Consider the following 16,739-nt stretch of genomic DNA (forward strand, 5'->3'; position numbering starts at 1 on the left):
CACCGTAACAGTTGTCAAGTTCGTTGACTATAGTTTCCTCATAAGCTCAAAGGATGTATAACATGCAAGTCTATCTCGTTGGTGGTGCCGTTCGTGATAAAATGCTGGGTAAACCCATCAAAGACCGTGATTTTGTTGTCGTTGGTAGCAATGTACAACAAATGCTGGATGCAGGATTCCATCAAGTTGGGGCAGACTTTCCTGTCTTTTTACATCCTCAAACCAAAGAAGAATACGCCCTAGCACGTACTGAGCGCAAATCTGGGCATGGCTATCAGGGTTTTTCTATTTATGCCAGTCCAGAAGTGACATTAGAAGAAGACTTGCAAAGACGAGATCTAACCATTAATGCAATGGCAATTGAGGTGCATGGCTTGCATGATAGCCGTCCCTTAAACAATCAAATTATCGACCCTTATGGTGGGCTAAATGACATTAAGGATAAACAACTTCGTCATGTATCTATGGCATTTGTTGAAGACCCTTTACGTGTTTTACGTGTTGCTCGCTTTTATGCCCGCTATTTTTTTGATGGTTTTCAAGTCGCTGCAGAAACCCAAGCACTAATGACCCAGTTGGCAAACTCAGGTGAACTTAACCACCTAACCCCTGAGCGAGTGTGGCAAGAGTCCAGCCGTGCATTGATGCAAACAGCACCACATGTCTACTGGCAGATACTATATGATACTCAAGCACTCACTCAGCTATGCCCTACTCTCGCAAATGCTTGGGATACCGATAAAAAGTTGCAGCTACTAAGCCTTACTGCTTTGGCACTTAGTGCAACTCATCATCTTGAGATACAACAACGCTGGGCAATATTAATGTCCAGCTTTGCTGACGATGCTAATCATATATTACAGGCTAATAATACTACCTCACCTACAGTCATACAGGATAAAGCAACAACAAACACAGCATGGCAATCTCATATCTCAGAGATGGCTCAGCGGCTAAAACCACCTAAGCTCTTGACCAAATTTGCCTTATTATATGCACGCCACCATTCACAGCTTCGCAACTTTGTGCAACTATCAGCCAGTGAGCAAATACACCTAATCGAACAAACCGGCGCACATAAAGACGCCACACCATTACAGCAACTTCTCTCTGTCAATAAAATCTTGGCATTAGCAGCAGAAACTATTGCTCTAAAGCAAGCCCTTCATTGCTTTCATCAAGTTGGTATGAGTAGTATTGATCCAAACTTAAAAGGAGCAGAGATTGGAGCCGCGTTGACACAGGCTCGCATTGATACTTTAAAATTGATGCTTTAAATAAGTAACTTAGTACATAAACAACGCATTATTTTTGTAATTAAGCAATTTTTTACTTGAAAAAATAAAATATTCTGTTAGAATTTTCAATCTAAATTTAGGGCCCATAGCTCAGTTGGTTAGAGCAGAGGACTCATAATCCTTTGGTCGTAGGTTCAAGTCCTACTGGGCCCACCATATTTAAACCCTTACAAGCTTCTGTTTGTAAGGGTTTTCTATTTGTACTCCATTATTTATATCTACATAATAGTATTCTTGTTTGTATGGATACTTTTTTACGTATACTTCCTATTCTACTTCTACAACAAGGGGTAGTAGAAGTATGTTTTGTTGAGACTGCTATAATTGTTATAAAATTTAATCATCTCTAGGAAAAAACATGCACAATCCCACAATCCCCCACTGCTTACCCAATGATATTTCACCAGAACAGTTTTTGGCTGAATATTGGCAAAAAAAGCCATTATTGATTAAGCAAGGCTTACCACAATTAGCAGGTATGTTTGAGCCTGACGATATTTTGGGGTTAGCCCTTGAAGAAGAAGTGACGGCTCGGCTCATCACGCAAACAAAAACGACCAATCCTGCAAACCAACCCCACCCCTATCAATGGCAAGTTAAAAAAAGTCCATTAGCAGAAAGTGATTTTGAACCGTTAATAAATTCAGATAATGAGTTATGGACAGTATTGGTGCAGAATCTGGAACAATGGTCACCTGAGCTTGGGCAGTTATGGCATGCGTTTGACTTTATTCCCAGTTGGCAACGTGATGATATTATGGTGTCCTATGCCCCACAAGGTGCTTCGGTAGGCAAGCATTATGATGATTATGACGTATTTTTGGCACAAGGCTATGGTCACAGACGCTGGCAGTTAGGCAAATATTGTGATGAAACAACAGAGTTTGTCGAAGGACAACCCATTCGTATTTTTGATGATATGGGTGAGATTATTTTTGATGAGGTGTTGCAGGCAGGTGATGTGCTGTATGTACCACCCAAACTGTCACATTTTGGCGTGGCAGAAGATGAGTGTTTGACTTTCTCATTTGGTTTTCGCCGTCCCAATCTCATGCAAGTATTAGACGGTTTGGCAGATATAGCGACCAGTGAAAGCTCGTTGTTTGTGCCTATGTTATTAGAGCAAACGCAACAGCCCGCAGGACAGTTAAGCCAAGCCAGTATATCTGCGATAAAACAGCAATTAATTGTTATGTTAAATTCACCATTGGGCGAGCGATTAATCACCCAAACAGTGAGTGAAGTGGTCAGCAAACGCCAATACGATATTTTAACGCCAGAAGATATGCTCTCTACCGATGAAATGCTGGAAGCATTGACAGATGGCGCGAGTATTCAAGCCGATTATAATAGTCGTTTGTTATATGTCGAAAATAAACAAAACTCCGAAGATACAATCAGTATTTATGCTAATGGTCAGCCTTTAGCCGATTTAACCTCATCTGAAATACAGGCCTTAAAACGCTTGGCAGATGGTGAGTGTTTGTATCAAGAGGATTTGGCAAACATCGACCCTGATAACATTATGGAATGGCTGGAAAATAGCTGGGCGTGGCTTGATACAACTATGTTTGATGATGAATATGATGACTAGACTTTAATATCAACCAGCATTAAAAAAACCGCTAATCTTACAAATTAGCGGTTTTTTATTTTAATCAATAAATTTATCACTTAATGACTGATTACAATAAAAACAAATAAGCCCATAAACCAATGACGATAGTTGAAACAATATTCAGCACAATACCAACCCTTACCATTTCAGACTGCTTAATCAACCCAGTACCAAAAACAATGGCATTAGGAGGTGTGGCAACTGGTAACATAAAGGCACATGATGCACCGATACCAATAATCAATACCAACACTTCATGAGGAATACTCATATGTTCAGCAATCGCCATAAATACAGGCACAAGCAATGCCGCTGACGCAGTATTAGAAGCAAATTCAGTTAAGAAAATAATAAAGGCAGCAACTGCTAACATTACTAATAATAACGGTGCTGCTGATAATGCTGATGCCACGCTCTCACCCATCACTAATGAGGCACCTGATAGTTTTAAGACATTTGATAGTGCAATACCACCACCAAACAGCATGAGCACACCCCAGTCAGTATTATCTGAGACCTGCTTCCATGATACCAACCCTAGGCTCACTACCGCTGCCGCCGCACTTAATGCAATAATAGAGTCCATCTTAGCAATATCGAAGATTTCACTAAGTTGCTTACTCATAATCCATGATAACGCTGTCGCAAGAAATACAATAATGGTCAATATACGTGGTACTGTCCAAGGAATGACTTCTTTATCGACAGCGGCAAACTCAACCTTACGACTCAAATTTGGTTTTAAAATTAAATACATAACACCAAGTAACAGTGGCGTTAATATCAACATCATCGGAATACCAAACTTCATCCATTCAGTAAAGCTAAGCTCTAATGCTTTGGCTGCAATGGCATTTGGTGGTGAACCAATCAAAGTCCCTAAACCACCCAAACTGGCAGAATAGGCAATCCCTAATAGTACGAAAACAAATGTACCACGATCTTTTTCTCTATCAACTTGGCTAAGCATACCAATTGCCAAGGGTAACATCATCGCTGCAGTGGCAGTATTTGAAATCCACATCGATAACAATGCTGTTGCAGCAAATATCATCACGACAGCAACACTTAAACGACCACCTGATAGCGATAAGATTTTTAAAGCAATTTTTTTATCCAACTGCTGAACATGTAAAGCTGCGGCTAACGCAAAACCACCAAAGAAAATATAAATAATCGGATTGGCAAAGCTAGCAAGGGCACTGGTTGTATCAAACTCAGGAATACCAATGGCAACACCAATAACCATTACTAAAATTGCAGTAATCGTTACATGAATGGCTTCAGTAAGCCACAATGCACCAATAAAGACCAACATTGCCAAACCTTTATTGACATCATTATCAAAAGGCATGACATTATATAGGATAATACTAATTACCGCTGCAATGGCAACAATAATCAAGCCTTTACCTGTACCTTTAGGAAAAGTATCTGTGAATAAATATTCATTACCATCATCAGGTAAGTGCTTTTCTAAATTGTTATCAGAAGAGTTTTGTGACATAGGAATTCCTTTTGCCAATCCATGAATATACTAACTCTAAAAAATAGACTATCTCTAATTAATAAATAAATGCCTTATCATCCATAAAGATAATAATATCTAATATTTAATATAGGTTTTTCTTTAGAATTAGTGCCCAGTAATTCTGTATTTTAACAGAAACATTGCCATACGTAACCACAAATAACTGCTTTATCCATAAAAAAACACCCTATATTTAGGGTGTTTATGACGCTAATATTTTAGGTTAATTAATTTTGTGGTGTATAAACAGTTACTGCAACTTCTACACGACGATTTGGCTGCAAACAGTTAATGAGTGTTTGACGACTTAATGTATTTGAGCAGTGAACCACTGGTTGAGATTCACCTGCACCAGATGCGACCATAGATGATGGGTCAATACCCTGTGTAATCAGATATTCACGTACAGTTTGTGCCCGCAATTGGGACAGATTCAAGTTATAAACATCATCACCTAGTCTATCTGTATAACCTGTAATGATAATTCGACTATCTCCTTGAACTTGATAATGTTTCAATTTTGTCGCCAAGTTATCCAAAGATTGTCTACCTTGTGAGGTCATATCATTGGTACGCCACTTATTAAACTGAAATAATGTATCTGCTGATAGATTAATTCTTTCATTAATAATTGGTGTATGTGGTGCTAATACTGAGATATTACTTTGAATCGGCTGTTCCTGTACTTGTATCAATTGTGGTTGTATCTCTGTGAACTCTGCACAATCTTGAGGCTGCCAATAAAACTCTTGGGCATAAAAATCTTTATCAAAAATAATTTTATATTGGCAAGTTTTTACTGTGCCATCAGTCTGATTAAAATTTAGAATGTAGTCCCACTCTTGGGCATGTTGTGCCTCACTAAAATGAGGAGGTCCGATCAATTGATATATAACATCTTTATTCATTCCAGCCCGAATATTACTCAGATTTTCACGATTAGGAAATGTTCCTTGATTTCTCCATGCTTTATTTTGATCAGGGAATACTAAGTCTGAAACAGCAACATGTCCATCTCTACTAATATTACTACTGACCGTATGAGTGCAACCAACACTCACTAGCATACTCATACAAGATAATGCGATAGCCAGATGTCTTACTGATGATTTCAATTGGATATTGTGTATCATTATTTTTCCTTAATTAAATTGATAAATCAAAAATTAGCAAAAGTATCTACTTAATAGACACTTTTGCTGATAACAAAAACATCCATCTAAATTACCAGTGCATACCAATACCAGCAGATGCACCTGCATTACCTTGAGTATCTGCAGAACCATTCATCTTAAAGACCCAGCGTCCATTGTCAGATAGTTTTGACACACCAACAGCAACGGCGCCTTCTCCATTATAGCTAGCAATACCTCCAGAAATCATACTCTTACCAGGCAAATAGGCTTGTGGTAATGATGCCATTGCCATTGCTGAAGAAATTCCTGCATTAGCTTGTTTTTCTACATCATTAACTTTATAGCCCAGTGCATTAATAGAGTTATTTACTTTATTATCCAAAGCAGCTAACTGACTGACATTCACAGCATCTGTTGGTGCAGCACCTGCTGAAACATTACTAACTCTTCTAGTTGCATTAGGCGCACCAACTGAAACTTCACCAGCGACATCTTTACCAACACCAGCTACTTCAGCATAATTAGAACCATAAACAGACTGTGCTTGTAATTCAGCTACTGGCTTGTCAGCAACAGAGCCTGCTCCTAAGGCTACACTGTTTTCTGTATTTGCCTTCGCATTATGACCAATCGCAACCGCCGATTTTGCATTATCTGCTACATTTGCATGACTACCAATAGCCAAGCTATCTGTAGCATCTGCACCTACAGCAGCTTGAACACCAATTGCTGTAGAGCGCGCTGCTTGAGCGCTTGAGTCTTGGGTTTTACCAGTCGGTTTATTGGCATTAGTATCTGCACCATTAGTATGGAAATATTGAATACCTTCTTCATTCATGTGATTAATAGCTTCAATAATCGTTTGATCTTCATTGATACTTTGATTGGCCACATTAAAAGTTTTAACTTTAACTGGTTTACCATCTTTATCCACATTACCAATCACATTTTTCTCAATATTTTCAAGTTCTGTTTTTACTTCAACAGTTTGAGTCGTGACTTCACCAATCGCATTTGTAAGCTGAGCAACGTTTACAGCATCTGTATCAGCTTGCCCTGTACCAACATTACGAATAACGTTACCACCATTATCTAAACCATTAGCACTCACACTAACAGGCGCTTTACCACTCTCAGCTGGTGTAATGGTAATACCAGAAGCATCATATTGAGCTTGATTACCCTCTTTATCTGTAACTGTTGTGCCATTTGCTGTCAGTGTCGTGCTATTACCATTACCATCTTTCGCCGTTATTGTGTTTGCATCTACACTGTCAAACGAAACGTTATCACTGGTAGCAACTTCATAGTCATTACCATTTTTAGTAACAATGATATTTTTGCCAGCACTCACAGTAGTTTTCACACCTGCTTTACTGTCAATCGCTCTAATAGCATCATCAATGGTATCTTTACCTGTTCCGCCGATATCTGTGATCGTTACTACACCATTCTTATTAACTGCATTACCACCTAAAACATTGGTAATACTATTAGCAGTATCAAACAGCTGTCCACCATTAACAGCGTCAGTGCTGTCTTTAGAGATTTCGCCTTTCGCTACATTGCTAATCTTGTTGTTGTTGGCATTGATGCCAGCGTCACTAATATAAGTGTTGCCACCTACATTGACACCTTTGTCATCTAAGACAACTCGGCTTGTACCTGCTCCTGCAGTCACTGTGTTAAAGCTAACGTCATCTTTGGTCTTAACGGTGTAGATCTTATGTCCATCTGCTGCATCTGTTGATGTGACTGTGATGTTGTCTCCTTCAACAACTTCTGTCTTTGAGGCCACACTCTGCTTACCTATCGCTTCTGCTACGGTGTCATAGTTGGTGCCATTAACGTTGAATTTACCATCTATGCTACCTGCATTATTAGTAGTGCCACCGCCTAGGATGTCAGCAACAGAGTCTACGCTACTATTAAGTTGACTACCATTAATCGCGTCAGTGCTGTCTTTAGAGATTTCGCCTTTCGCTACATTGCTAATCTTGTTGTTGTTGGCATTGATGCCAGCGTCACTAATATAAGTGTTGCCACCTACATTGACACCATCATTATTTAAGACGACTTGGTTGCCACCTGTGCCTGCGGTCACACTGTCAAAGTTGACATCTTTGGCTGTGGCAACTTTGATTGAACCACTTTCGTTGCTCAGCACAATGTTATCACCTGTGACGAAGTTGGCTGCTTTGTTGTCTTTATTAATGGTTTTAACATCAACACCATCAATCTGAGTCACTACTTCTTGTACTGCACTGTCTGCTTTAGCCAAGCTGTCTTTGCTTGCTTGGTTTAGGCTAACAGCGTAGTCAGTAATGTCTTTACCCTTATCTGTTGCGGTAACTGTGATGCCGTCACCTTGTGTAACGGTGCTTTTCTCAGCATTGATTGTGTATTCGGTGTTGTTACCTTGTACGTCTTTGCTAACGGTGGTGTTGTTGCCTGCAACGACACTGGTCGTTTTCTCGGTGGCACTTAGTTGTTCTGTGAGTTGCGATACATTCACTGCATCTGTATCTGCTGTGCCTTTGGCTACACCTGTGATTCTCTGATTACCTGCGTCTATACCTTGGGCACTGACTTTACCAGCAAACGTCGGAGCATCTGCCAATAGTATGTCTATGTTGCCACTGCTATCTGCTATGGTGCGAATGTTGCTGTTTGAGGCGGATCTTGCTTTATCTAGTCCACCTTTGATGCTCACTTTGTCGCCAAGTTGACGGTTAAAGTTACCTTCGTTACCTGCAAAGTTTAAGCCTTGGTTAATGGCGGTTTGGTTTGCAGTAACTTTTGTGTTAGTTGTATGCAATTGTCCACCATTAACGGCATCGGTGCTGTCTTTAGAGACATCACCTGCTTTTACATTGCTAATCTTGTTGTTGTTGGCGTTTAACCCAGCTTTGCTAATATAGTTAGCACCACCTACATTGACACCATCATTATTTAAGACGACTTGGTTGCCACCTGTGCCTGCGGTCACACTGTCAAAGTTGACCTCTTTGGCTGTGGCAACTTTGATTGAACCACTTTCGTTGCTCAGCACAATGTTATCACCTGTGACGAAGTTGGCTGCTTTGTTGTCTTTATTAATGGTTTTAACATCAACACCATCAATCTGAGTCACTACTTCTTGTACTGCACTGTCTGCTTTAGCCAAGCTGTCTTTGCTTGCTTGGTTTAGGCTAACAGCGTAGTCAGTAATGTCTTTACCCTTATCTGTTGCGGTAACTGTGATGCCGTCACCTTGTGTAACGGTGCTTTTCTCAGCATTGACGGTATATATCGTTGGATCAGTAACTGCTTTGGTAGCAGTATTGTCAGTAACTGTGACATTGTTACCCGCTTCAACTTCTGTTTTCGCTGCTTTCGCTGCGGCGTTTAACTGGCTGACATTTACTGCATGGTCATCAGCTGTACCTGCTTTTACATTCCGAAGTGTAGTACGGGCATTAGTACTTCCATCAGCATTTTTAACAGAAGCTACAATCTTACTAGGAACTATTACATCACCAATACCTTGTTTATTATTATAAAAGTTATCACCAACTTTATAGACTTTATTACCATCCTGATCAGTGTATACAACAGGTAATTCACTTCTACCAATGGCATTATTAGCTACAGATTTCAGCTGTGCTACGTTAACCGCATCGGTATCATCAGAACCAGCAGCCAAGCCTGTAATTTGGCGGGTCTTCCATTTGCTCTTATCTGTATCAGAAGTATCACCAACAGACACCGCGCCCAAGTTACCTTTTACAGTTGCTTTAACTTTATCTTCTTCTGAACCAACCATCGCATAGACTTGGTTTTTAGAAGCGTTATCATCCTTCTGTGATACTGCAAAAGTAGCTAAACTTGTATCAAGAGCAGCACGATCTGCAACCGAGCCACTACCCAAAGCAACAGCATCGTCTTTAGAGCTATAAGCCTGTTTACCCAAAGCAACACTATTATCTTTTTGTGCATAGGAAAGAGTTCCTATAGCAACCGAATGTGCACCACTTATTTTGTTAAAGCTTTTTACCCCTTGGACACGCTGACCATCATCTTCGCCATATAACTCTCCTGTGGCATCACCTGCTGTCGCTGTCAAGCCAAAAGCTATAGAGCCATCATGTAGAGCTTGAGCATGCGTTCCCCATGATTGAGAATTATCTCCAAGTGCAATGTTACGACGGAAGGCTTTTCCTACAGATGGCAAAGTTTCATAAATACCAATTTTGTCGCCATTTTCAGCTGTTGGCTGAGTATATTGCAGATATTCAGAGCCAGGTTTGATTAGATCATTTTCAGCAGAACGGTTTCCACCTGACGACATTGATGCATAGCCCTGTGCAAGTGCATCATTGCCAAGTGCCGTCGATTGCCCACCCAGTGCTGATGCTCGCAAGCCTACAGCAACAGATTCATTAGTTTTTGCCCTTGCAAGATCACCAATTGCTGTGGAGCGAGAACCTTCTGCTTTTGCAGAATTACCTACTGCTGTTGATTTAAGACCTTGTGCCTTCGCAAACATACCAGCCGCTAATGAATAGGTACCTGTTGCACCAGCTGCTTCATTAATTTTACCCTTATTTGAGTTTGCATCACCACCTGTATTACTTCCTGTATTTACGTGGAAATACATAGGCGTATCAGCAATAGCTTGCAGCTGATCTTCAGTTGCAGCACGCCCACTTACTGCTGTGCCGCTCCATGTTTTATTGGTTAGGCCAGTTAATGTACCTTCTTTAGCATCCAGCTTAAGTTTATTGGTTTGGGTAGGAGTTGTAGCATCTGCAGCAATCAGTGCAATACTTTCCAAACCTTTTAGATCTTTGGCTAACTGGACTTTTAAACCATCTGTACTATCACCTGTCACACCAATATTATTATCAGTCAACTTACTCTGATCAGCACCACCAGTAATCTTCAATGTCTCGCCTAATTTACGCTGAACACTGACAGCATTATTATCGCCTTCAAAAGTTAGCCCTTTGTTAGTGACATCAAGCACCGCATTATTCAGGTCACCTGCATTAACTGCTTTATCTGCATTAGCTTCTTTTGTGTAATCTCCAGCACTAGCGACGTTCTTCAGGCTAGTACCTCCATCTGTAGTAATTACACCTGTCGCGCTATCTTTATCTGCAACAACAGTAGCACCTTTAAATGTAATATTTGACAAATCAGGATTGCTAGGGTCTGTTTGCTCTTGATCATATTTCACAGCAAATTTGTCTGTTTTTTCCAATGCTGTTGTAACTGCAAATAACTGGCTACCATTAATTGCGTCAGTACTGCTATTTGATATTCGCCCTGCTGCCAAATTAGTCAAAGTACGTTCTTGACCTGCCTTACCAATACTAAGTGTTGAGTCTGCACTAGAACCAGCAAAGTCATATTTAGTACCGTTAATTGTATGTTTACTTGTACTAACAGCAACATCTGTAACAGAGCCACTACCCAAAGCAACCGAACGCTGATGAGTAGATTCAGCACCTTCACCAATAGCAACTGCACCATCAGATAGTGCTTTACTCTGAGTACCAATTGCTATTGGTGTCAGAAAACCACTATTTTTTGTTGAAGAATCAAATATTGCTTGAGCTTCACGTCCAATAGCAATACTGCCTCCCTGTTGAGAATTCGTTATGTAATCACCATTTGAATCCTTACCAGCAGCTTCGGCTTTGACACCTATAGCAATAGCACCTACTGTATTTCCTTTAGCTTTTGCACCTATAGAAACAGCACCTCCCTCATGACTACTTACCGCACTGGCCTGATAACCAAGTACAGTATTAGGTAAATGAGTATCACTAGTCTGTGTAGTGTCAGTAAATCCACTGAATGCCTCGCTACCAATGACGATATCACCTTTGCGAGCATTACCAGTTGGATCAACCTTATTCTTCGCACCACGACCAATCACAATGGCATCGGTAGTCAATGCTTTGGCGTCCTTTCCTACTGCAACTGCATTATCACCCACAGCATTTGCACCCACACCAGCTGCAAGAGCGTTAACACCCACTGCACCTTTATTGTCTTTATTATTATTTGTGGTTGTATCTGTACGCGGGGTAGCACCATCATTAACACTGTAATAACGTACTTGTTTATCCGCTACAGCATAAAGCTGGCTACCGTTAATCGCATCGGTACTATCACTACTGATTTTACCAGCAGCAACGTTAATCAATTGACGCTCGCCCCCTTTGCTACCAACACTGACTACACCATTCGCTGGAGAACCGATGCCTGCAAAGCCACTATAAGTAATGCCATTAACTGTTGCATCATTCTCTGGTGTCGCCTCACGATCAGTAGATAAATTACCAAGTATGACACTATTTTTTTGGCTAGTAGTTACGCTATTACCCAATACGAAAGTGTTGGCTTGTCCAATGTTATTGTTATTACCTACAGCGTAAGAATTATCACCAGTAATGGTCGTAGGATCACCAAAGGCACCTGAATAGTCACCACTTACACGGTGACCTTTACCAACGGCAATAGACTGAGTACCACTAACATTATTACCATCACCTATAGCCACTGAACTATCGGCAGAAATTCTATTACTAATACCTAAAGCTGCTGATCTTTCTGCCTGAATATTATTACTTTGACCTACGGCAGTTGAGTAATGTTTATAGATACGATCTTTTGAAACACCATTATCAAACCCAATTTTATTCCCATGACCTAATGCTACACTTCGATTACCAACAACCTTAGCACCAGCAGCAGAAAGAGAATACTGACCTATCGCTTCACTATTTGTGCCCAAAGCAGTTGCATGTGTTGAGTTAGTAACCGTATTTACACCCAGTGCAAGATTGTAAAAATGCTTTGCCTTACTATTAGAACCGATGGCTATACTTTTGATTGAATTCCGGTTAACTGCCGCATCCTTACCGATAGCAATACCTTGAGTGGCATCATCACCTGTATTAGCTCCATCGCCTATAGCAATACTTGAGTCCCTAAGCGCAAGTGCTCTATTACCAATTGCAATTGAATTAGTGTAAGTACCAGTTTCCCTAAAGCCCGCCCCAGCCACACTACCATTACCAATGGCAACACCGTTGTTACCGTAAACGCTTGCATAATAACCAGTAGCAACTGATTTATCGGCTTTTGCTCTTGCATTAACACCAGCAGCCAATGAATAAGCGCCTTGTGCACCAGCCGTGTCAGATATAGATCCACTATTATTGTTAACTAGATCAGTAGCTGCAGTACTATCTGGGTTGACATGGAAATAGGTAGTTTGATTAGCCACGCCACGTAGCTGGGCAACATTAACGGCATCAGTATCTGCTGAACCTGCAGCTAAACCTGTCAACTGACGAGTCTTAATACTGCTGGTATCAGTAGTATCACCAATCGATAACGCACCGAAGTTACCTTTAACAGTATTTTTAATGGCTTCCTTATATGAATTTTTTGTATTAGCAACAGCATATACTTCATTATTTGCAACTGTTGCATTCTCTTTGACATTAATAGTGCCACTCAATGCTGCCCGATCAGCTATCGACTGAGAACCAACAGCGACTGATTTTTCTGCCTGAGCCCAACTATTTGCACCCAATGCGGTTGCACTACCACCTTCATAGTCAGATACGTCTAAAAGGCCTGATGTCTTTTTACCAGATACTTTACCAGCGGTTGCTCCATTACCAAAAGCAAGGCTATCATCTGTCAATGCTTGAGCTCGTGAGCCAACAGCAGTTGAGCCAGTTCCCAATGAAAGGGTTTTTCTATAAAGGTTACTTGGGGTGTCTTTATAGTATCCATAACCAAGAGGAACAACCTTTGACTCATCTTTACCGGCATCATCACCACCAAAAGCAACTGAGCCACGACCAGCAGCAATGGTATCGTTACCGATTGCCGTTGCATTTATCCCTGAAGCTTCAACTCGAGAGCCAAAGGAAACTGACTGAGGTCCTGTTGAGTTAGCTTTTATACCTACAGCTACCCCACCGTTTTCACTTACATTATAGTATGCTTCTGTTTCTGGCCCACATACAAAACTTCGATTAACAGGAGTACTATTAACCATGGCTTTGCATGCAAATGACTGACCACCAGTAGTGTCAGTTAAATTTTCTGCCATCGCCTGTCCACTTATCCCCAAACATACTAATATGGCAGAAGATAAGCTAGTTAACTTCAACATAGCTCTAACTACTTTGGTATTTCCTCTAACAGAGCCACTGCCTTTGCCTTGTGATTTTGCAAATTCAGCAACAGCAATAAACGTACCTGTTGCTTTACAAAATATAACTTTATAAATATGGTTCATAATACTGCCTTAATTGGGTGCCATCAAAATAAATATACTAGAAAATATTCAATAACCGACTATTCCTAAAATATTGGCTTAACAAGCGAAAAATCCAGTATCTTCATATAAGAAATAGTTAGACTTATTAATGGCTTAAGTATAAAACTTAGTCTATTAATAATTTATAGTAAAGACTACTATATATTTCCAGAAATTTTTAAAGATTAAAGACAAAAGGTACAATATTGAAGATTAATGGTATAGCTTTTTACCCTAAGAAAGACAGCAGTGACTATAGTAAACAAACCATAAAGAAGCACAATCAAATTCTTTAAAGCATCCTGTTACTACACAAAAAGGATATGAAATACACCTTCTGAACTTATTTTCCCAATTTCTTGATTTTAGTATATTCAAGTCAAAATAATACTGCTACTAGGGAAACAAGAAAGGATGTAAAATTAATATTGTAAACAGTTTTGTATTGATTTGACTATAACAACAAAAAATTTATGAAACACTTAAATAAATTTAAGTTTTGCAGAACCAGTATAATAACTAAAGATAAGCATAATATATTAAATCAGAAGTATAGTCAGTGAAGTAATAAACTGGTACAAGGCAGGCGAGTGCAGATAATACATTGAGTGCAGTCAACACCTCGGTAGATTTATATTAGGCAGACTATAGGTTATGTGACTATAATAGATACATTATCTTATTTTGGATTAAATATAAAGATTAATGTTTATATCGTATTTTTGGTTTATTATTCTATTTTATTTATCTATATGTTCATTTTAAATTTACTGAACTATTAATTATACAGTAGCTAATTTCATTTTAAGAGCAATTTGATGATAACTGTTTTATCTACAAAGATTAATTTTAGTTGGAGAGTCATAAAATAAGGGCTATCAATTCAAAATAATATTGTTTTATAAAAGACAAAGAAAAGTTTACATATCGTACTGCAACTGACCACAAAATACAGCTTAGTATTAGGTCGATAATACAAAATAATATTTATTATAGTTAGTCAAAGTAGCTACTATTAAACATTTATATTCATAGGAAAGATTGAAATAAATTTGTTTTAGTTATTATCCTTTAATGAGCAGATGCTCAACAATCTCAATCAACAATACCCAATAAAGACACGTAAATTTTTATATAAAATATATAAAAGTAAGATATTAACCTGAGTTTTTGCCTTCAACTCAGGTTAACTCAATCTAAACAACAATAAACATATATTACTTAATACAACTTAGTACTTCAATCCTACCCTTCTTGAACACCAGTCATATCAACAGGTGTATCAGAAATAACTTGGACACCAGATGATTGGGACTTTGCCATATCATTACGTTGTTGTTGCAAATAATCTAGATATGCCTCATTAATCTGACCTGTAATATAGCACCCATTAAACACCGCACAATCAAAGCCTTCTACTCGACTATGTTTGGTATCTTTGACTGCTTCTATCAAGTCATCAAGGTCTTGGAAAATCAAACGATCTGCACCAATAATTTCTCTTACCTCTTCATCACTATGACCAGAAGCAATCAGCTCACTACGCGCAGGCATATCAATACCATACACATTGGGGAATTTTACTGGAGGTGCTGCGCTGGCAAAAAATACCTTTTTGGCACCTGCATCTCGTGCCATTTGGATAATTTCATGACAAGTTGTTCCTCGAACAATTGAGTCATCAACCAACAAGACATTCTTATTTTTAAATTCTAACGGTACAGCATTCAGCTTTTGTCGCACTGATTTTTTACGTTGTTGCTGTCCGGGCATAATAAATGTCCGACCGATATAACGATTCTTCATAAATCCTTCACGATACTTGACATTTAGCTGTAGCGCCAACTCCATAGCCGAAGTTCGAGACGTATCTGGAATAGGGATGACCACATCAATATCATGTTCTTCTCCCCACTCATTTAATATTTTTTGTGCCAGTTTTTCTCCCATTCTTAGACGGGCTTTATACACAGAAATATTATCCATAATCGAATCAGGACGAGCAAAGTAGACATACTCAAATATACAAGGTGTATATTCTTTTGGCTCAATACACTGATAAGTATGAAGCTGGTTATCCAAATCAATGTAAATGGCTTCACCTGGCTTAATATCACGAACAATACTAAAGCCAGCACCTGTCAATGCAACTGACTCAGATGCCACCATATACTCTGTGCCACCATTATCAGCCAGCCTTTCACCAAAGATTAAAGGACGGATACCATTGGGGTCACGAAATGCAATCAATCCATGCCCTGTAATCATAGCAACAACCGCATATGCACCTTCAAGACGCTGATACATTGAGCCAATCGCAGTAAAGATATCCTGTGGTGTTGGGCTAGTTTTACCAAGATTTTGCATTTCATGTGCTAACACATTAAGCAAAACTTCTGAATCCGAGCTGGTATTTAAATGTCGCAAATCATCTTGATACAACTCTTTTGCTAATACCTCTGCATTAGTCAAGTTACCATTATGCGCCAACGTAATACCATAAGGAGAGTTTACATAAAAAGGCTGCGCTTCAGCACTACTGGAAGTACCTGCTGTTGGGTAGCGAACATGCCCAATACCAAACTCTCCAATTAAACGCATCATATGCCGTGTCATAAAGACATCACGCACCATGCCATTATCTTTTCGTAAAAACAGGCGACCATCTTTCATTGTCACAATACCAGCTGCATCTTGCCCGCGATGCTGTAACACAGTCAAAGCATCATACAATAGCTGATTTACTGGTCCATGAGCTGCAACGCCAACGACTCCACACATAAATAATTCCCAATAGGATAGACATAAAAAAAGGACAGTTTTC

Annotated in this window: 6 protein-coding genes and 1 tRNA gene; 3 read left to right on the plus strand and 4 right to left on the minus strand. The window is 39.4% G+C overall.

Features of this window, described 5'->3' with window-relative positions; translation table 11 throughout:
* Positions 1-62 precede the first annotated feature (62 nt).
* The 3 genes from FHK88_RS14155 to FHK88_RS04625 all read left to right on the plus strand — a co-directional run bounded on the left by FHK88_RS14155 (position 63) and on the right by FHK88_RS04625 (position 2,892).
* A complete protein-coding gene (locus FHK88_RS14155; protein WP_264480609.1) occupies positions 63-1,277 on the plus strand; it encodes a tRNA nucleotidyltransferase in 1,215 nt (404 codons plus the stop codon).
* A gap of 100 nt (positions 1,278-1,377) precedes the next feature.
* A tRNA-Ile gene (locus tag FHK88_RS04620) sits at positions 1,378-1,454 on the plus strand.
* Between the two features lie 202 nt (positions 1,455-1,656).
* Entirely contained in the window at positions 1,657-2,892 is a 1,236-nt protein-coding gene (locus FHK88_RS04625; protein WP_227429587.1) for a cupin domain-containing protein, read from the plus strand.
* Between the two features lie 91 nt (positions 2,893-2,983).
* Here FHK88_RS04625 and FHK88_RS04630 read toward each other — a convergent pair whose 3' ends face one another.
* From FHK88_RS04630 to purF, 4 genes are all read right to left on the minus strand, one after another.
* Positions 2,984-4,423: an SLC13 family permease gene (locus tag FHK88_RS04630; protein ID WP_227429588.1), complete on the minus strand. Its 1,440-nt coding sequence runs from the start codon at positions 4,421-4,423 to the stop codon at positions 2,984-2,986.
* A 251-nt stretch (positions 4,424-4,674) separates the two neighbouring features.
* On the minus strand, positions 4,675-5,580 hold the full coding sequence (locus tag FHK88_RS04635; protein ID WP_227429589.1) for an OmpA family protein: 906 nt from the start codon (positions 5,578-5,580) through the stop codon (positions 4,675-4,677).
* A 91-nt stretch (positions 5,581-5,671) separates the two neighbouring features.
* A complete protein-coding gene (locus tag FHK88_RS04640; RefSeq protein WP_227429590.1) occupies positions 5,672-13,894 on the minus strand; it encodes an ESPR-type extended signal peptide-containing protein in 8,223 nt (2,740 codons plus the stop codon).
* A gap of 1,266 nt (positions 13,895-15,160) precedes the next feature.
* Positions 15,161-16,696 carry an amidophosphoribosyltransferase gene (purF, locus tag FHK88_RS04645; RefSeq protein ID WP_227429591.1) on the minus strand — a complete coding sequence of 512 codons (1,536 nt, stop codon included), beginning with the start codon at positions 16,694-16,696 and terminating at the stop codon, positions 15,161-15,163.
* Positions 16,697-16,739 lie beyond the last annotated feature (43 nt).

Source organism: Psychrobacter sp. I-STPA6b (assembly GCF_020662265.1).
In the GTDB taxonomy this organism is placed as follows: domain Bacteria; phylum Pseudomonadota; class Gammaproteobacteria; order Pseudomonadales; family Moraxellaceae; genus Psychrobacter.